Source organism: Caballeronia sordidicola (genome assembly GCF_000729995.1).
GTDB lineage: Bacteria > Pseudomonadota > Gammaproteobacteria > Burkholderiales > Burkholderiaceae > Caballeronia > Caballeronia sordidicola_A.
This window is the reverse complement of record NZ_JNFG01000199.1, coordinates 444,334-462,188: the sequence shown is the minus strand read 5'-3', so window position 1 is coordinate 462,188 and position 17,855 is coordinate 444,334. Positions and strand designations below refer to the sequence as shown.

Genomic DNA, 17,855 nt, shown 5'->3' with positions numbered 1-17,855 from the left:
TGCAAGCGGGCTCGGGCCAGATCACCAGACAACGTCGAGGCGGGCGTAATAGAAGCCGCCGTTCACGCCGTAAGGCGAAAACCAGCTTGGATTAGGCGTGGAAACCGGGAAACCAAAATACTGGATGGCCGCGGCGGGGAGATTGGGCGGCTTCTTGTTGAACAGGTTGTTCGCGCCAATCGACAGCCTGGATTTCTTGGTGAGCCAGTAGCTCAGGTTCAGATCGGTAATGAAGGCCGCCGGCACATATTCGTCGCGATTGGCGGCAATAGCATTGAGCCCAATCACGCTCGAATAGCGTGTCTCTTTCACAAAGACACCAAACTTGCCGTAGGTCCAGTCTGCGGACAGCGATGTGACGTTCTTCGGATTCGCCACTGTCAGGCGCCCCTGAGCATCGCGTCCAATCAGCTGAATACCGTTCGCGGTCAATACGGCGGGATTGTTCAGACTCCGGATTTGCTGGTTCTGCTGCGTGCTCATGAAGGTCCACTTCACATCGCCGTATTTACCCAGCGGCGTGAAGTAATCGGCTATGACGTCGACGCCTTGCGTCACGGTCGTGCCTGCATTCGCAAAGTACGAAACCGTCTGGTTCGCACTCTGTCCGGCGGCCGTGAGCAGTGCCTGAACCGCGCTACCTTGCAATGCCGTCGACTGGACAATGCGGTTGTCGATCACGATCTGGTATGCATCAATGGAGACATTGAGCCGCTCTATCGGCTTGAGCACGAAGCCTACGCTGAAGCTGGTTGATTTTTCCGGTTTCAACGCCGTGGCGCCCAATGCTTGTGCTGCGGGGTTCGAAGCGGGGACGAGCTTGCTGATCTGCTGGATCCACGCGCCGGTGAAGACGTTGCGGTTGTAGCTGGAGCTAATGTTCGTGAAGTACGAGTCTTGCAACGAGGGGGCAGAAAAGCCGTTGCTGACTGTGCCGCGAACTGCAATAGCCGGCGAGAATTCATAACGAGTAGAGAGCTTGCCGCTCGCTACATTACCAACACCCTGGTCATAGTGCTCAAAGCGCCCCGCAAGGTCGACGGTCCACTTGTTAGTCAATGCTTGTGCCAGGTCGATATAAGCCGCGTCATTGGTGCGTCCGTAGGACCCGGCGGCGGACGGCGAGAAGCCGCCCATGCCGGCGGAACCCGGAGAGATAGGCTGGCCAGCGAACGCGCCGGTCGTAGGCACATAGCCGCCTTGTGCGTACGACTGATAGTCGCCAACGGTCTGTTGGAACTCATCGTATCGATGCTCGAAGCCGAAGGACACTTGCAAAGGCTTGTCGAAGAGCCCGGTGTTCACCTTGCGGGTCAAATCGAGGTTGGTCGTCCATTCGCTCGCGATCAGGCTGCCCAGATAAAAGTTGGTGGCGCTCGCTGTTCCGAACGACGGGCTTAGCGCGTTGTTGTCCTCGACTCTCGCGTCGTCGCGGCCATACGATGTGCTCAGGTCCCAGTCCCATCCCAGCAGGTTGGTTCCCTTGACCCCCGCGACTACCTGATAGTCGTTGTCCTGTACCGCGAATTGCGGCAGGAAGCCTTCGGGATAAAACGCGAGGTTGTTCTGCGACGAGCTGGCTGACCGATAGGTACCGAAACCTTGGGAAAACCGGTGACTGTATGTCGCATTCGAATAAACCTGAATGGAGTCGTTTATCGGAAGATTAAAGTTATAAGCGAAATTTTGCGTCTGCGTGTTCGGTTGTCCCATGATCTGCCGATAGCGCGAATTGGTTGTCTCGCGCGGATCGGGAGATCCGTTAGGCAGCAAGGGATAGATGTTCGTATTGTTTGGGACCGGCCCGGCCACATTCGTGTCCTTCTGGGTGATCACCGCGGCGCTTAGATTCAATGAGCCGCCGTGCGGAAGTGCAATCCCCTGATTTAGCGAAAAATCCCCGGTTTTCCCGTTCTGCCCGAGACCCCCCACGTTCGCATTGGCGTTTTGTCCATAAGACGTGCTAAGGCTGCCGCCGCTCGGATCGGATTTCAGAATGATGTTGATCACGCCCGCAATGGCGTCCGATCCGTACTGCGCGGCGGCGCCATCTTTAAGGATTTCGATATGGTCGATTGCGCTGACCGGTATCAGGTCGAGGTCGGTTCCCGTTCCGCCGATGCCCGCGATGGTCACCGCCGACGAATGCCGCCGTTTGCCGTTCACCAGCACCAGGACTTCATTGCCGCTCAACCCGCGCAGACTGGCGGTGTTCACGCCAATGCCCTGTTGGCCCTTAAAACCAGGCACGTTTGCATAAGTAGGATCGAGCGACGCGAGTGCGTCACGCAAATTCTGCTTGCCCGTCTTGGCCAACTCCGCGTCGGTCACGACCGTGATGGGGGCGAGACTATCGGCGACGGTTTTTGTGTCGCCACGCGAGCCGGTGGTGACCACGACGTCCTGAACCTTCGCGACGTCGTTGCCCGTTGTGGCTGATTGCGCCCATGCTCCGGCGCTATACAAACTTCCGAGAGCCACCGAAATGGCGGCCAGCCGCGGCGTATTGCGCTTCGAGATGCGAGCGTTTCGTCTATAGGGCCGAGACATAGCAATCCTTGATGCACGCCTGGCTCCGCGCGAGTAGTAGCGGGGGACGTGCGATTAAATGGAATTAATAGTGCGTTCTCAATCAAGCCGGAGAATCAACGCGCAACATCGCCCGTTCCTCTGGAGCTGAGAGGCGGAAACTGAACGTGTGGGAAAGTCATTTACCGAAGTGCATCCAAACGATATCAAAATTACTTTCCATTCCTAACGAACTATTTCTTATTTCGTTGTGTCGTATTGTTTCAGTTTCCGATTCCTTGCGGATAAGCTGGCGCGTGCGTCATGATTGTCCGCATCAGTGGCGGTTCCCATGACGAAGCAGTTTTACTCACGCTCAAAACACACGGCCTTCGTCGAAATCGGTGCGAACTCCGTTTAGGTAGTAATCGCCTATGACCCGGCCCTTCAGAAGCAGCGGATTGTGATTGAGGATCGTGCGGATGTTACGCCAGTGGCGGTCGAAGTCGTACTTGCGTGAGGTGGCCGATCCGCCGCCGGTGTCGAAGAGCTTTTCGGCCGAGCGAATGGCGAGCTTGCCGACCACGATCTGCGCCTTCGAGTTCGCAAGCGCACTCGCCATGACGAGTTCATCGAGGTTCGGTGCGCCCGTGACAATACCGGCCGCCGCCGCATCGAGCGTTCGCGCTACGTCGGCGATGATCACATTGATCGCATGGGAAGCCGCGGCTATGTCACCGATCACCTGCTGCACGAAATGATCGCCTCGCGCCGTTTCGGAATGGCTGTGCTTCGCCGAGCGCGCCTGCTTCTGGGCGTACCCGACGGCATCGCTGAAGACGTTGCGCACGATACCGGCGATGCATGCGACCAGATGCAGTTGCGCGCGCGTGGCATTGTGCCGCCGTACGAACGGATTGCCGTCGAGTCGGGAGGTGATCTCGTCGGGAAACACTTCCACGTCATCGAGATCCACGCCGCCGCTTGCCGTCAGCCGCTGGCCCATGCCGTCCCAGTCGTCGAGGATCTGCACGCCCTTGCGGTTGGCAGGAACCAGCGCGCCGGTTACCCGGCCGTCTTCGTCGAGTGCGGTGAAACTGGTGTAGTCGCAGAAGGCCGCACCCGTTGCGTAGTATTTCTTGCCCGTCAGGATGTACCTGTCACCTTGCTTGACCAGCTTGGTACGCAGCATGTTCGGCCGTGGCGTATTGATCTCCATATGCGCGCCGCCGAAGAGCTTGCCATCAAGCACTTCCTTGACATACTTCCGGCTGACCGCGGCGTCGGGATCGACAGCAATGGACTCGAGGAAGCCGAAATGACTGCGCAACGCGTGCGCCACGTTCGAGTCGGCGGCGGCCAGCGTGCAGATGGCTTCTACCTGATCGGCGAGGGTCCCGCCGGGGCCGCCCAAATGCTTTGGCACGCGCAGCCATGTCAGACCGGTCTGGCGCAGGGTGCGGAAGATTTCGAACGGCAACTCGCGGCCGAGTTCGCGAGCGACGGCGCCTTTGGCTATCTCCTCTGCAATGGACGGGAGGTCGGCGAGGATCGCCTCCCGGCTGCGGCGAGTCGAACCGGCAGGTGGGTTGGGCTCTGAATCGGCCCGGTCGAGTGTGGGTTCACCGGCGGACGAGTCTTGCAGAAGCTGGACGGACATTGCCTCGCGTTCCTTGCATTAGATGTTGGGAATGTCTGGAGACGCTGGGGAGCGGATATGGACAGAATGCAGCCAGCCGCGTGCCGTGCTGCCTGTTTTGGCCCGCCCTTGGCCCGCTCGACTGCTACTGATTAAGGAACGTAGGGGCAGCGCGTGCTTGCTCTAGTGAACCCCTGGCGCTTCGAGCGATAGATTGGAGCATCGCTCCTGTCAGGCCACAACGAAGCTATTCGAATTTTCTTTACACAGGAATGATCGGGCGTTTATCAGTCGCGACCGCATAGCCTTTGCACCTGTGCTTGTTTCGTGGGTGCATCGATGAAGGTGGCGTGGCGTCGGTAAGCGGCGCTCAACGTGCGGTTTCGACGCATGGTGGGCGCAATTGAAAGCTCAACGAAAACATTCATGTTTTATGGATGAAACTACTTAGGGTTACAAAACTATTCATCGTTGACCGGGCCGGGTTGAACGAGCCCAATCGAGATGAATGTGAATGCCCTCTACCTGCACCGGAGCTAAGACGTCCAGCCCGTCAAGTGCAAAGCCGCTCGAGAACTTCCAAAAACGCTCGTTAAACGGTGATTAGCATTCAACGAACAATTCTTAGGCCTTTGAAAACCCCGTCCCTATAATCGCCCAACACTAGTTCAACATTAAAGAGAGAGTCACTATGGTTCGCCGAGCCTTACGCCTGATAGCTGTTGTTGTTGCTACCTTCACGATGTCGCATGGCGTGGCATTCGCGGCCGATTCAGCGCCCTTGAAGGTGGGCGTGCGCGGAGGTGTGGACGAGCAGATCTGGGAGATCGTGACCCAGGTAGCAAAGAAGAATAACCTGCCGGTGGAATCCATCGTTATCACTGGTACGGCTAGCCCCAACGAAGCACTTAACAACGGCGATCTGAATGCCAATTCGTTCCAACACATCCCATTCTTGCGAGATCAGGTGAAGCAGCGGGGCTACAAGATCGTGCCGGTGGGGAACACGTATATATCGCCAATCGCGTTTTACTCAAAGAAGTACAAGTCACTTGAGGCATTGCCGGAAGGCGCAACGGTCAGCATTCCAAGCGACCCAAGCAATCAGACTCGCGCGCTGGTCATTCTGCGTGATCACAAACTGATTACGCTGCGCGACGGATTTGATCCGTTCACGGGAACCGCCACGCTGCAGGACGTGACGGCGAACCCCAAGAACCTGAAGTTTGTCGAGGCCTCGGACATCGTGCAGGTACGGTCGCTCCCGGACGTCGACGCTGCCGCTATCGTCAACAACTTCGCCTCCGAAGCGGGCCTCTTCGCAACACGCGATGGTATTGCGGTTGAGAGGAAGGACCACAATCCGTATGTCAACGTCATCGCGGTCCGTGAACAGGACAAGAATGCTCCGTGGGTCAAGAACCTGGTCAAGGCTTATCAGTCCCCGGAAGTGCGGACATACATCGAGACGCATTTCAACGGTTCTGTCATTCCCGCGTTCTGATGGAGTGACGGCGTATGACCTGCCCTTCGTCGATCGGAGGGCGTCGCATGATCTCTCACTCTGCCCGAGCGTCGCGCATGTCTTTTGAACCCCCGACGTCGTACTCTCCCGCCTTAGGCCGAATTCCTGTTCGAGGTTTATCTATCAACGATGTTCATGACTCTGTTCGCCGCGTGGTTAGCGGATCACTACCGAGCGCGAAATCGCCGGACGTTCATATTGCGTTCGAGAATTTGCAAAAACACTACTCAGGACGCAAAGGGACGGTCACGGCGCTCACGGACGTCTCGTTCAATGTAGAACGCGGCGAGATCTTCGGCATTATCGGACGCAGCGGGGCAGGGAAGTCCACGCTGCTCCGAGCGATCAATATGCTCGAGTCGCCTAGTGCGGGGCGGGTGCGCGTCGACGATATCGACGTAGGTACGCTCGATGAGGACGCACTCGTCGCGCTGCGGCGGCGCATTGGCATGATTTTCCAGCACTTCAACCTGCTCTCGGCGAAGACTGTCAGGGAGAACGTCGGCCTGCCTTTACGTGTTGCCGGTGTGAAGCCGAAAATTGTGCAAGAGCGGGTCGAGGCGCTGCTAGAGCTCGTAGGGTTACGCGACAAGGCGGACGTTTACCCGGCGAAGTTATCAGGCGGCCAGAAGCAGCGAGTAGGCATTGCTCGCGCTCTTGTTCACGATCCGGAGATTCTGCTCTGTGATGAGGCCACTTCGGCGCTCGACCCTGAAACCACGCAATCCATTCTCGATCTGCTACGGGACATCAACCGCAAGCTCGGTCTGACTATTGTGCTTATTACGCACGATATGTCGGTCATTCGGGAGATTTGCCATAAGGTACTGGTCCTGGATCGTGGGCAGGTCGTGGAGCGAGGAGAAGTCTGGGAAGTCTTCGGCAATCCACAAGCAGATGCAACGCGAGCTCTGTTGCGCCCACTGCTGCACGATCTTCCGCTGGATCTGGCCGACAGGCTCGTAGCGGATTTGCGCGGTCGTCCAGGTGAAGCCATTCTCAAAGTCAGATTTCCGGGGAATGGGCTTCCCGGGGGTGTCCCGTTCGCAGCCCTGGCCGCGCTGGGGCAGGGTGCGAACTTGTTACATGGTGGACTGGATCGCCTTCGCGGGCATGCGCAGGGAAACCTGCTGATTGCGGTGCCCGCGCAGGGGTGGAATGAAGAACAGGCGCGTAAGACGCTGCCGGCTGCTCATATAGAGGTGTTAGGTTATGTCCACGCCGATACTTGACCGATACATTCACGCGCTTCTGCAGACGCTGCTCATGGTGAGCGTGTCGATGGCGATCGCGATCGTGGCGGGTCTGATCATCGCCGTTGTATTGAACGCGACCACTGTCGACGGGCTCTATCCAAAGCCGCGTTTGAACAAGACGCTGTCGATCGTCATCAATATGTTTCGTGCGATTCCCTTTATTATTTTGCTGGTCGCGCTATTGCCCGTAACACGCTTCATTGTAGGAACGACGCTTGGCACGTGGGCGGCGGTCGTGCCGCTTAGCGCGAATCTCATACCGTTCTTTGCGCGGATTGCGCAGGTCAGCCTGAACAGCGTCGAGCCGGGTTTGATTGAAGCCGCGCGGGCGATGGGATGCCGGCGCTGGCATATCGTGCGGCATGTGCTGCTGCCTGAAGCGCTTCCCGGCATCCTGGGTGGTATGACCGTGGCTGCCATCGCCATGATCGATACCTCTGCAATGGCGGGAGCCGTGGGCGGGGGCGGCCTGGGCGACATGGCAATCCGATACGGCTATGAACGGTACGAGACGCAAGTGATGTTCATGGTTATCGTGATTCTTATCGCCCTGGTCTCTATCGTGCAGTTTGCGGGTGAATGGCTTGCACGTCGGGTTGACCATAAGCGTTGAGGGTTCCGGATTTTGGAGCGCGTGATGGCTTACATTGAATGAATCCGGGAATAGATAGGATCATAAGTCGCTTGGAGCGGGTTTGACGCGCAACTACTATCGTCAGGAACCCGTCTTAGTTACAGGATCGTCAATGAAGCTCACGCAGGTTACTCTTCTTGGTCGCATGCAGCTTGGCCGCGACTACAATCCAACGTATCTGGCGCAATATTTTGACGTCACAACCGCCATCCTGCGCGACACCCTATGCGCACTCGCCCAGGAGGGTTTTGTAAAAATGATCAATAAGGCGGATGGGAAAATCGCATTTCGCCGGGTAACGAATGAACTGCCTGTACAAGGTGACAATGCGACTGAACAGATCAGGAGTACCGCCACTTTCCCCGTTACGCGTCGCGTGACGGGTATTCTCAGCGGCTATGGTGCATCATTGGCAAGCGTTCGAGATCTCGCGCTATTAACACGCAGGGCTTAATCTTCTGCGTACGGTTGCAGACCGGGTATCGGCAGCTGTGCTGCCAAGGCCTCCAGGCACCGTCATCGTTCGTGCGGTGCAGCCGGGCCTTTACTTTTTGATGCTCGGGATGTACGACCTTTTCCGCAGCAGCGCGCACGTGGACGCCTTAGATCAATGGAGCCGAGTACTTTGCAACCATCCTTCATACCGGCGAAGCTGGTGCCGGAACTGCTGGTTACGGATATCAACGCAAGCTTGCGGTTCTGGCGTGATCTCTGTGGCTTCGCGGTCGTTTATCACCGTCTGGAGGAGGGCTTTGCCTATCTGGACCGTGAAGGTGCGCAAGTCATGCTGGAGGAGCGCGGTCGCGGGCGTAACTGGATAACGGCTGTGCTGGAGGCGCCGCTTGGACGAGGAATGAACTTTCAGGTCAGCGTTAAAACGCTTGCGCCGATACTCGAAGCGTTGGGAAGCGTCGACTGGCCCTTATTCCTGGCGCCGGAGCAAAAGTGGTATCGCACCGGTGAACTTGAAGCGGGAGTGCATCAGTTCCTGGTCCAGGACCCGGACGGCTATCTTGTGCGATTTTCGGCGAGCCTGGGTCATCGGCTAGTCGGAGACACGACCGGCGAATAGGGCGAGTGGTGCGCCGGGTCTGCTGTGCCTACCCGCTTAGTTCCAAGGCGCGGCGAGTTCAAGACCTTCGACAACTCGCTGCGCTACTACGTAGAAACGCTTCGCAAGAGAAGGAGACTGTTGAATTGCAGGTACGCCCCATTTCGCCGACCGAGCTCGATCAACTGCTGCTTCTCTATCGCCACCTCCACTCCGCAGATGAGCCGTTGCCGGATGCATTGACGCTTCGCTCAGTCTGGAACGAACTCATTACGGACCCTCGCCATATTGTGTTCGGTGGATATAGGGACGGCGAGCTGGTTTCCAGCTGTGCTCTGACTGTCATACCCAATCTCACACGAGGTTGCAGGGCCTATGGCGTCGTGGAGAATGTCGTGACTCATAGCGCTCATCGCGGGAACGGCTACGGCAAAGCAGTGCTTCGGGAGGCGTTGGCATCGAGCTGGTCGGCTGGTTGTTATAAGGTCATGCTGCTTACGGGACGAAAGGATAAAGCTACTGTCCAGTTTTACGAGTCAGCGGGCTTTGATGGGCAGGAAAAGCTTGCGTTCATCGCGAGGCCGGGACGGTAATCGTCAAGCTCTGGCGAACAGCCGGCGACGCGCTGGCCGGCACCTGGAAGACCCAGGCACGCGGCAAGCAATAGAGCGTTTAAATCCGACACACCACAAGGAGCCTTAGCCATGATCATCGCGCACTACTCGCATCGCCTGCCGGCCAATTACGACATCGGACTGATCCGCACCCGGGCGAAAGAACGCGGTCCGCTCTGGGATGACGTTCCAGAGCTTTACTTCAAGGGTTTTCTGCTGCGGGAAAAGGGGCGTTACGGCGCCATCGCGAATAGCTATTCGTCGCTGTATTTGTGGCGTCATGATGAGGCATTCCGTGATTTCCTGGTGAGCGGTCGCTACAAGGTTGTGACAGACGCTTTCGGGCGAGCCGAGATCCAGACGCGGTTTGCGCTCGACGCGCGCAAGGGGCAAGCGCACCACGCTCGATTTGCGATCAAGGAGGACCTGGACATTCCTCTTGATGCCGATTTGACGGCTGTGTTCGCCAGCGAGATCGAGCGGAACCGGGAGATCGCCGAGCGCTCCACAACGGTGGCCGCCGCAGTGGGTGTGGACACTCAGACCTGGAAATTCACGCGCGTCGTGCTGACTGAGCATGAACCGACCGGAAACGAAGCTGGCACAAGCTATGAGATCCTGCATCTCGCCAGGCCGCTTCTGGAAACACTGCCACGTGGAAGCGCCGCATAGAAACGAGAGGTCAGCGTCACACGGGAACCTGCGGCATTCGAATTCTCGTGTCGCACGTCACCCTTTAAACCGTCAATCCTGCTTTTGCTGGCGGTCAGCCCGGCACGAATAACGGTTACGGAACTCGCACGACTGCGTCTGCGACATGAACGGGCCGTGGAATCAAGTGATAGCGCGCGAAGGTGTCTGCCACTTCCTGTTGCGCGGCAATGACTTCGGGTGTGAGCGGCGCACTCACGCCCCATGGGTTACGTTTCAACGCTATCTGCCAGACGGCCGCCGGAACCCGGGTATCTTTCTCGAGAAAGGCTGCTGTCTCGTCGATATGTGTTTGCGCGTGATGCTCGGTGGCGTCGACGAGTTCCAGCACGCTGCGCAGTACTGCCGGATACTTTTCGGCGAACGCCCTTGGAGATACATAGAAGCTGTATTGCGCTGGCAGGCTCGCGGCGGTCGTGATCACGCGCATGCCGGCGTTGGTTTCAACGTCGGCCAGACGCGGGTCCGGTACGACCCAGGCGGCAACGTCTCCGCGTTCTATCGCTGCGCGCGCCTCGCTGTATTGCAGGTACGTGATATGAACATCGGCGGGGGTCAACCCTGCGCTCTCCAGTGCCTTCAGGAGCAGATATTCGCCTGCGGAGCCCTTTGCCACAGCGATCCGTCGTCCCGTCAGATCGGCCATCGTGCGCGCATCCGAGTTACCCGGCACGACAACGCCATAGTTCGTCCCATACGGTGCTGCGTAACCCACATACACGAGATTCGGTGCACCGCCCGCTTGAGCGAACACGGGAGGCGTAGCGCCGACGAAACCGAGATCAATATCGCCGGCGGCCAGCGCCTCGATCATTGGCGGCCCGTAAGCGAATTCGTGCCATTCCACCTTGACATGCAGCGGCGCCAGCGTCTTCTCCAGTTCGCCGTTCGCCTTAAGAATCACCAGGCTATTCCCTTTTTGATATCCAATGCGAATGATCTCAGGGTAACCCGGCGCCGCTAGTGCGAGCTGCGCAAGTGATAGAAGCAAGGCAACGATAAATGTGAAACGGAAAGCTTGGCGCACCATGTCAGAATGTCCTGGTCCGTGGTTTTCTCATCAGTCCTGCTGATGGATCTGAGAATGGGATGTGTGTTTGACAGATGCGTTAATATGCTGCGGATTCCTCAGCAGATTCAGAATGGGACAGGTGCGTTCGACTTCCGCGAAAAGGCTGTCGATAGCGTCCTTGCTGGCCGGTGAGTCAATATGCACGACGTAGCCAATATCGTGCGGATACACGGGAATATGCTCGAAACCCGGTTTGCCTCCGCGTGGGTCAATGCTTCCAATCACTTCGACCTCGATTTTGTTAAGGGGAACCTGCCGATGCGCCGCTTGAATCAGGAAGATGTGGGTGACGCACGACCCGAGCACGCCGAGTTGCAACTCGGGCGAGCTAGGTCCCAGGTCGTAGCCGGCGAAATCGGCCGGACTGTCGCTGATCACCTGGTGACCACGAATACGGATTCGACGCACACCGCTACGGCCCTCTGCGGCAACCACTGCGTTCAGTTCCACCGGCTGCGCGTCGCCGCCGGCAATCCGTTGTTCACGCGCCAGCACGGCGCCGCGCTTTTCTGTCAGGTATTCGTTAAGGCTTGTCATCTGGTGAGTGGGTGTAATGGTGAAAGGGATGGCACTATTTCGGGCCATACGTTACCGGCACGGCCCCGGCTTTAGCTCTTTGGCAAACCTGGCGGATTGGTCGTTGCCTTCTCGATTCTCTCCGAGCCGAGATTCCACTTTTCGAGTACCGGGTTGTATTTTCCCGTCTTGATCAGATCGTTGAGGGAGCAGGTGAGCGGCGCTTTACCGACGCCGAGATCGACCCGCCCGGGCGCGAGCGATGCAAGCCGATTGAAGTTCTCCACGACCCGGAACCGATGAAATCGATGGTTTTCCGCGAGCCGTGCCAAACCATTGAGCTTTCGACAATACCGTTTGCGAGCGGGGAGGCTAACCAACGAATTAGAATAAGGATATCGAACGATGCCTGGGGCTATCAGGGACGCTCAGAGTAAAGCGCGACGCTCACATACTCGCCATGGTGGACATCCGACCAGGTTGTAGTGCTACGCGCGGGGCGTGTGGTCGAGCACGGTCCCACTGAGGCAGTGTTCAATCAGCCGCAGGCGGAATATACGCGCTCGTTACTCGCCGACAGCTTTCATGTTGAGCGACGCGAGAGCGGCGTCGGGTCGGTTTCGCTCGATCTTGCCGTGTGACTCGCAAGGGCGATTGGGACTGCCAGCACTCGGATGAGCGGCGCTGGTCCGACTGATCATTCAACGGTTCGCACAAGCAAATTCGCCGCGGGCCGATGTTGATCTTGCCCACGGCCGCGCTCCCAAGATCACGTTTGCCGGGTGAGAACTGAAACGAAATTCGCCGTTTCGGGCTGCTTCGGCCGGTTGAAGATATCGTCGGCCAAACCGGATTCGATCACGCTGCCACCGCTGAGGAACACGACCTCGCGAGCAATCGATGCAGCCAGACGTAAATCATGCGTAGCAAACAGCATGGTCATGCCTTCTTTCGCGAGCTGGCTCAATACGTCGATCACTTCGGCCGCCAGTCCGGGGTCGAGCGCAGAGGTCGGTTCGTCGCAAAGAAGAATGTCCGGAGAGGGCGCGAGCGCTCGCGCAATGGCCACCCGCTGCTGCTGTCCACCGGAGAGCGTGGCAGGCCAGGCATCGGCCTTCTGCGAGATGCCTACCTTTTCCAGCAATGTGCCGGCTCGTACCCGCGCGCGTTCCTTGTCCCATTTCTGGACGGTGACCAGACCCTCCATCACGTTCTGTATCACGGTCCGGTGCGGGAACAATTGAAAGCTCTGGAACACCATTCCCGTCTTGCGACGTATCCTGAGGACCGCGTCACGAGACGGTTTCTCCGTGCTGCTGAATTCGACTCGCTCGTCGCCTAGCGTGAGCGATCCGGTGTCGGGAATCTCAAGCAGGTTCACGCAACGCAGGAGCGTGCTCTTGCCGCTTCCCGACTGCCCGATCAGTGCCGTGACCGTACCCTGTGCGAGCGTGAGATCGACCGACTTGAGCACATGATGATCACCGAAGGATTTCTGGATTTTATCGAGGGCTATCATCACTGACCCCCCTTGAAGAGAGCATGTTGGCCGAGTCTTCTTTCAAGCTGAACCTGGGCCGAGGACAACACGGAACTGAACACCAGATAGATCAGCGCCGCCTCCGTGTACAGGATAAGCGGTTCGTAGGTTACTGAAGCAATCCGCTGAGCCGCCTGGAAAATCTCGGGTACCGTGAGCACTGCGGCAAGCGACGTATCCTTGACGAGTGCGATGAAAGAGTTCGCCAGTGCGGGCAGGGCGACGCGAGCAGCCTGCGGCAAAATTGTCCGCCGCAGTGCTTGCGAGCGCGTCATGCCCATGGAATACGCCGCCTCCCATTGTCCATTCGGAATGGATTCGACTGCGCCGCGGATGACTTCCGAGTTGTAAGCGCCTACGTTCAGCGAGAAGCCGATAATGGCGGCCGTGAGTGGGTCCAGCACGATACCGACGCTGGGGAGGCCATAGAAAATCACAAAGAGTTGCACGAGCAGCGGTGAGCCGCGGATCAGCCAAACGTAGAATCGTGCAATCTTGACCGCCCATTGCGGTCCGAACAGCCGCACAAGTGCGGTTGCAAATGCCAGCGTCAAGCCGAGTGCAAACGATGCAATGGTGAGCGGCACCGTGAACACGAGTCCCGCGTACAGGAGTGGCCAGAGCGACTCGCCCATCAAGTGGAGCCATGCCGGCATATTTCGGATCTCTAATAATTAGCTATGGGCGGCGCTGAGCGCGATGTTACTTCGATACATCCTTGCCGAAGTATTTCTGCGAAATCTGCTTGTAGGTACCGTCTGCCTTGATGTCGGAAAGCGCCTTGTCAATAGCGGCCAGAAGCTCCGGATTGCCCTTCTGGATGATGACGCCCGAGTACTCGCTGTCAGCCGAATTGTCGATTGCCGCGATCTTCACCTTGGCGTCCGGCTTGTGCTTCTTGAAGTCGAGGAACGACAGGCTGTCGTTCACTGTCGCATCGACGCGGCCAGATGTCAGCAAATCAATTGATTCGTTGAAGCCCTGCACGCCCACTACGTCCGCACCGTGATCCTTCGCGATCTTGCCGAAGTTGCTGGTCAGCGTATTGGCCGACTTCTTGCCCTTCAGGTCATCGAAGGTCTTGATGGTCGTGTTATCCGAGCGCACGATCAGGGCCGCATGGGAAGCAATATACGGCTGCGAGAAGTCGTACTTGGCCTTGCGGGCGTCGGTGATGGAGACCTCGTTGATGACCGCGTCGTACCGGTTTGCATCGAGTCCGGCAATCAGTCCGTCCCACTTGCCTTCAACAAACTCCGGTTTAACACCAAGGCGTTTTGCAATAGCCTGGCCGATTTCCACGTCGAAGCCTGTCAGCTTGCCCGACTCGTCGTGGTAGGTGAAGGGTGCGTATGTTCCCTCGGTGCCGATCTTGATGACACCGGCGCTCTTGATGCTTGCCAGATCGTCGGCCGCGAAGGCGCTCGACAAAGCCGTCAACTGTACGATGCCGGCAAGCAGCATGACTTGGAGAATTTTCATGGGAGTGACTCCTTAAACGTTTATCTATTGTTTATTTCATCTTCGACGAGCGAAGACGAAACGCTTTGGCGCGACTGTAACAAGGGGGTTTAGTTTCACAAAGCACAACTGTGTCGAAGGTTATGCCTGAATTGAATAAAGGTGTGGGCAGTTTGTTAAGCGGAGGTTGAAAACTACAAAGGCGGTCTGACGCAAGGTTTAGTAACCCCGGCGGATATCCACGAGATCTTCCAGCGTCGTACCTTGAGTGAAGGCGCTGAAATTGCGCGCGAACTTGCGGGCCAATTCAACCGCATTGTGTGGACCGATCGCCGACGTGTGTGGCGACAGGCGGACGCGCGGATGCGTATAGAAAGGATGCCCGGACGGCAGCGGCTCCGGCTCGGTGACGTCGAGCGATGCCGCGTCAATGAGACCGCCCGCAAGCGCCTCAAGCAATGCCTCATTGTCGATTAACGAGCCACGCGCAACATTGATCACGTGCAGTCCCGGCTTCGCCTGAGCCAGCAACTCTCGACTAACGATATGACGCGTGGCCGCAGTAGCCGGTGCCGCGAGTACGAGATGGTCCACTTGTCGCACCAGTTCGCCGATATCGGCAACGAGGGTAACTCCGGGCAGGTCCGGGGTGGTGGAACTTTGACGCCGCACCGCAATAACCCGGGCGCCGAGCGCGAGCGCTTTCTGTGCGAGAGCCTGACCGATCGAACCGAAGCCGAATATGCCGACTGTGCTGCCCTGCACCGTTGCGAGGGGCGTCAACGCCCATTGCTGTGCGTCGTGAATCCAGATGTCCGGCAGGCGTTTCGCGTGGGCAAAGATTGCTGCCAACGCGAATTCTGCAATCGCTGTTGAGGAGGTGCCACGCGCGGTGGTGACGGGCGGTCCCTCAAAGAACCAACGCGGATAGAAGTCGATCCCCGACGAACCGAGTTGTACCCAGCTCAGCCCGAACGGCCAGCCGGAGGGGGCGTGTTCCGGTGCCCGTGCACCCCGTATGATGATTGGGGCGGCAACCAGGATCGACGTTTCGTCAGGTAATTCGGCCGGCACCCCGCGCGGTATGCCGACTACGTGAACATCGGGCAGCAGCGCGCGCACTGCATCATTGAAAGGTTCGGCGAGCTGGCTGGCTATTGTGACCATGGGTTTTCAAAACGGGAAGTGACGGCACACTCGCGCATGCAGGGCGAAAGGCTTGGTAAGGACTGCGTGAAGGAAAGATCGAGTAAGCGTAGAACGTGGCGAACCGCTGCGTCACGAATCCGATGCGCACGTCAGAGCGTCTGAAACTGGACGCGCTGACGTGCCTGCATACTTACATGTTGGAAAGCCTCAGAAATCGAAGCCCGGTCCACCCGCACCCGGTCCACCAGCGGGACCAGCAGGGGCTGCGTTTTTCGGCGCTTCGGTTACCGTTGCATCGGTCGTGAGCAGCAAGCCCGCGATAGATGCCGCGTTCTGAAGCGCGGTGCGCGTCACTTTGGTCGGATCGAGCACGCCCGATTCGACCAGATCACCGTATTCACCCGTCTGCGCGTTGTAGCCAAAGTTGCCCGTACCCTCGGCGACCCTCGCGACGACCACGCTGGCTTCCTCGCCCGCATTCGTGACGATCTGGCGCAATGGTTCTTCCAATGCGCGCAGCACGATCTTCACGCCGGCGTCCTGGTCCGCGTTGGCGCCCTTCAGGCCGCTGATTGCCTGCTTGACGCGAATGAGCGCGACGCCGCCACCCGGCACGATGCCTTCTTCAACTGCTGCACGCGTCGCGTGCAGCGCATCGTCAACACGGTCCTTCTTCTCCTTGACCTCGATCTCGGTTGCACCGCCCACCTTGATCACCGCTACGCCGCCGGCCAGTTTCGCTACGCGTTCCTGCAGCTTTTCGCGATCGTAGTCGGAACTGGCCTCTTCGATCTGCACACGGATCTGCTTGACGCGTGCCTGGATATTCTTCGTGTCGCCGGCGCCGTCGATCACGATGGTGTTTTCCTTGCCTACTTCAATGCGCTTGGCCTGGCCCAGTTCAGCCAACGTCGCCTTCTCCAGCGTGAGGCCGGTTTCTTCCGCGATCACCTGGCCGCCGGTCAGGATCGCGATGTCTTCGAGCAATGCCTTGCGGCGATCGCCAAAGCCCGGCGCCTTGACTGCGACTGTCTTCAGGATGCCGCGGATGTTGTTGACCACGAGCGTCGCGAGCGCTTCGCCTTCGACATCTTCAGCGATGATCAGCAGCGGCCGTCCCGCCTTCGCAACCAGTTCCAGCACCGGCAGCAGATCGCGGATATTCGATACCTTCTTGTCGTGCAGCAAGACGAACGGATCGTCGAGAACGGCGACCTGTTTGTCCTGATCGTTGATGAAATAGGGCGACAGGTAGCCGCGATCGAATTGCAGTCCTTCAACCACATTGAGTTCATCTTCGAGCGACTTGCCGTCCTCGACCGTGATCACGCCTTCCTTGCCGACACGATCGATCGCTTCGGCAATCCGCTGGCCGATCGATTCTTCGCCGTTAGCCGAGATGGTCGCGACCTGGGCGATCTCCTTGCTGGTCGTGGTGGGCTTGCTGATCTTCTTTAGTTCTTCGACGGCGGCGATCACGGCCTTGTCGATGCCGCGCTTCAGATCCAGCGGATTGAGGCCTGCAGCCACGTATTTCAGCCCTTCGCGTACGATCGCCTGTGCCAGCACGGTGGCGGTAGTGGTGCCGTCACCGGCGTCGTCGCTGGTGCGCGACGCGACTTCCTTTACCAGTTGCGCGCCGATATTTTGCAGCTTGTCGGCCAGCTCGATTTCCTTCGCAACCGACACACCGTCTTTGGTCACGATCGGTGAGCCGAAGCTGCGCTCCAGCACGACATTGCGGCCCTTGGGCCCAAGCGTTACTTTCACTGCGTTGGCGAGGATGTTGACACCTTCGACCAGTTTCGAACGTGCGCTATCGCTAAAGACAATTTCTTTGGCTGCCATTTCTGAAGCTCCGTTATTGTTGGGTGACTACGGCGACAATGTCTTCTTCGCGCAGCACGAGCAGTTCGTTGCCATCGACCTTGACCTGCTGGCCCGCATATTTGCCGAAGAGCACGCGCTCGCCGACCTTCAGGTCGGGCTCGATGCGCTTGCCGTCGCTATCACGCTTGCCGGGGCCGACGGCAATGACTTCGCCCTGGTCGGGTTTTTCAGCGGCGCTTTCGGGAATAACAATGCCCGACGAGGTTTTTGTTTCCTGGTCGAGGCGCTTGATGATTACGCGGTCGTGTAGCGGACGTAGGCTCATAGTTGGTTTCCAATTGTAGTGAGT

General features: G+C 58.1%; 17 protein-coding genes and 1 pseudogene. 7 read left to right on the top strand and 11 right to left on the bottom strand.

The genetic code is table 11. The annotated features are described in order from the left end of the window. Window positions 1-21: 21 nt before the first annotated feature. Together FH08_RS0136810 and FH08_RS0136805 are read right to left on the bottom strand one after the other, a co-directional pair. Window positions 22-2,550, bottom strand: coding sequence for a TonB-dependent receptor plug domain-containing protein (locus FH08_RS0136810; protein WP_031363133.1), 2,529 nt, complete (start codon window positions 2,548-2,550; stop codon window positions 22-24). Window positions 2,551-2,884: 334 nt separating this feature from the next. Next, window positions 2,885-4,168, bottom strand: a complete 1,284-nt coding sequence (locus tag FH08_RS0136805) for an acyl-CoA dehydrogenase family protein (RefSeq protein WP_081889686.1) — start codon at window positions 4,166-4,168, stop codon at window positions 2,885-2,887. A 670-nt stretch (window positions 4,169-4,838) separates the two neighbouring features. Here FH08_RS0136805 and FH08_RS0136800 point away from each other — a divergent pair. The 7 genes from FH08_RS0136800 to FH08_RS0136770 all read left to right on the top strand — a co-directional run bounded on the left by FH08_RS0136800 (window position 4,839) and on the right by FH08_RS0136770 (window position 9,899). Beyond that, entirely contained in the window at window positions 4,839-5,651 is an 813-nt protein-coding gene (locus FH08_RS0136800) for a MetQ/NlpA family ABC transporter substrate-binding protein (RefSeq protein WP_031363131.1), read from the top strand. A gap of 14 nt (window positions 5,652-5,665) precedes the next feature. Then, complete coding sequence (locus FH08_RS0136795) at window positions 5,666-6,904, top strand: methionine ABC transporter ATP-binding protein (RefSeq protein WP_235210616.1); 1,239 nt, start codon at window positions 5,666-5,668, stop codon at window positions 6,902-6,904. Beyond that, complete coding sequence (locus tag FH08_RS0136790) at window positions 6,885-7,541, top strand: methionine ABC transporter permease (RefSeq protein ID WP_031363129.1); 657 nt, start codon at window positions 6,885-6,887, stop codon at window positions 7,539-7,541. Before FH08_RS0136795 ends, FH08_RS0136790 begins: the two co-directional genes overlap by 20 nt. A gap of 133 nt (window positions 7,542-7,674) precedes the next feature. Next, complete coding sequence (locus FH08_RS0136785) at window positions 7,675-8,016, top strand: hypothetical protein (RefSeq protein WP_051888806.1); 342 nt, start codon at window positions 7,675-7,677, stop codon at window positions 8,014-8,016. Between the two features lie 171 nt (window positions 8,017-8,187). Continuing rightward, entirely contained in the window at window positions 8,188-8,634 is a 447-nt protein-coding gene (locus FH08_RS0136780) for a bleomycin resistance protein (protein ID WP_235210615.1), read from the top strand. 5 nt (window positions 8,635-8,639) lie between these two features. Beyond that, a complete protein-coding gene (locus FH08_RS0136775) occupies window positions 8,640-9,206 on the top strand; it encodes a GNAT family N-acetyltransferase (RefSeq protein WP_326929001.1) in 567 nt (188 codons plus the stop codon). Between the two features lie 111 nt (window positions 9,207-9,317). Then, window positions 9,318-9,899 (top strand): DUF4865 family protein, encoded by a 582-nt coding sequence (locus FH08_RS0136770; protein WP_031363125.1) that lies wholly within the window; start codon window positions 9,318-9,320, stop codon window positions 9,897-9,899. Window positions 9,900-10,014: 115 nt separating this feature from the next. Here the strand turns inward: FH08_RS0136770 and FH08_RS0136765 are convergent, their stop codons facing one another. The 9 genes and pseudogenes from FH08_RS0136765 to FH08_RS0136720 all read right to left on the bottom strand — a co-directional run bounded on the left by FH08_RS0136765 (window position 10,015) and on the right by FH08_RS0136720 (window position 17,831). Next, window positions 10,015-10,968, bottom strand: coding sequence for an aliphatic sulfonate ABC transporter substrate-binding protein (locus tag FH08_RS0136765; protein ID WP_031363124.1), 954 nt, complete (start codon window positions 10,966-10,968; stop codon window positions 10,015-10,017). 30 nt (window positions 10,969-10,998) lie between these two features. Continuing rightward, entirely contained in the window at window positions 10,999-11,547 is a 549-nt protein-coding gene (locus FH08_RS0136760) for an OsmC family protein (protein ID WP_031363123.1), read from the bottom strand. Window positions 11,548-11,618: 71 nt separating this feature from the next. Continuing rightward, window positions 11,619-11,750: pseudogene (locus FH08_RS52220) on the bottom strand (ABC transporter substrate-binding protein); the annotation flags it as partial. A gap of 545 nt (window positions 11,751-12,295) precedes the next feature. Continuing rightward, entirely contained in the window at window positions 12,296-13,045 is a 750-nt protein-coding gene (locus FH08_RS0136745) for an amino acid ABC transporter ATP-binding protein (RefSeq protein WP_031363121.1), read from the bottom strand. Further along, the gene (locus FH08_RS0136740; protein WP_031363120.1) at window positions 13,045-13,722 is read right to left on the bottom strand and encodes an amino acid ABC transporter permease; all 678 of its coding nucleotides are present in this window, start codon (window positions 13,720-13,722) and stop codon (window positions 13,045-13,047) included. Before FH08_RS0136740 ends, FH08_RS0136745 begins: the two co-directional genes overlap by 1 nt. A 46-nt stretch (window positions 13,723-13,768) precedes the next feature. Further along, the gene (locus FH08_RS0136735) at window positions 13,769-14,548 is read right to left on the bottom strand and encodes an amino acid ABC transporter substrate-binding protein (RefSeq protein ID WP_031363119.1); all 780 of its coding nucleotides are present in this window, start codon (window positions 14,546-14,548) and stop codon (window positions 13,769-13,771) included. 198 nt (window positions 14,549-14,746) lie between these two features. Further along, complete coding sequence (locus tag FH08_RS0136730; protein ID WP_031363118.1) at window positions 14,747-15,694, bottom strand: D-isomer specific 2-hydroxyacid dehydrogenase family protein; 948 nt, start codon at window positions 15,692-15,694, stop codon at window positions 14,747-14,749. Window positions 15,695-15,883: 189 nt separating this feature from the next. Further along, the gene (gene groL, locus FH08_RS0136725) at window positions 15,884-17,524 is read right to left on the bottom strand and encodes a chaperonin GroEL (protein ID WP_031363117.1); all 1,641 of its coding nucleotides are present in this window, start codon (window positions 17,522-17,524) and stop codon (window positions 15,884-15,886) included. A 13-nt stretch (window positions 17,525-17,537) separates the two neighbouring features. Continuing rightward, window positions 17,538-17,831: a co-chaperone GroES gene (locus FH08_RS0136720; RefSeq protein ID WP_031363116.1), complete on the bottom strand. Its 294-nt coding sequence runs from the start codon at window positions 17,829-17,831 to the stop codon at window positions 17,538-17,540. Window positions 17,832-17,855 lie beyond the last annotated feature (24 nt).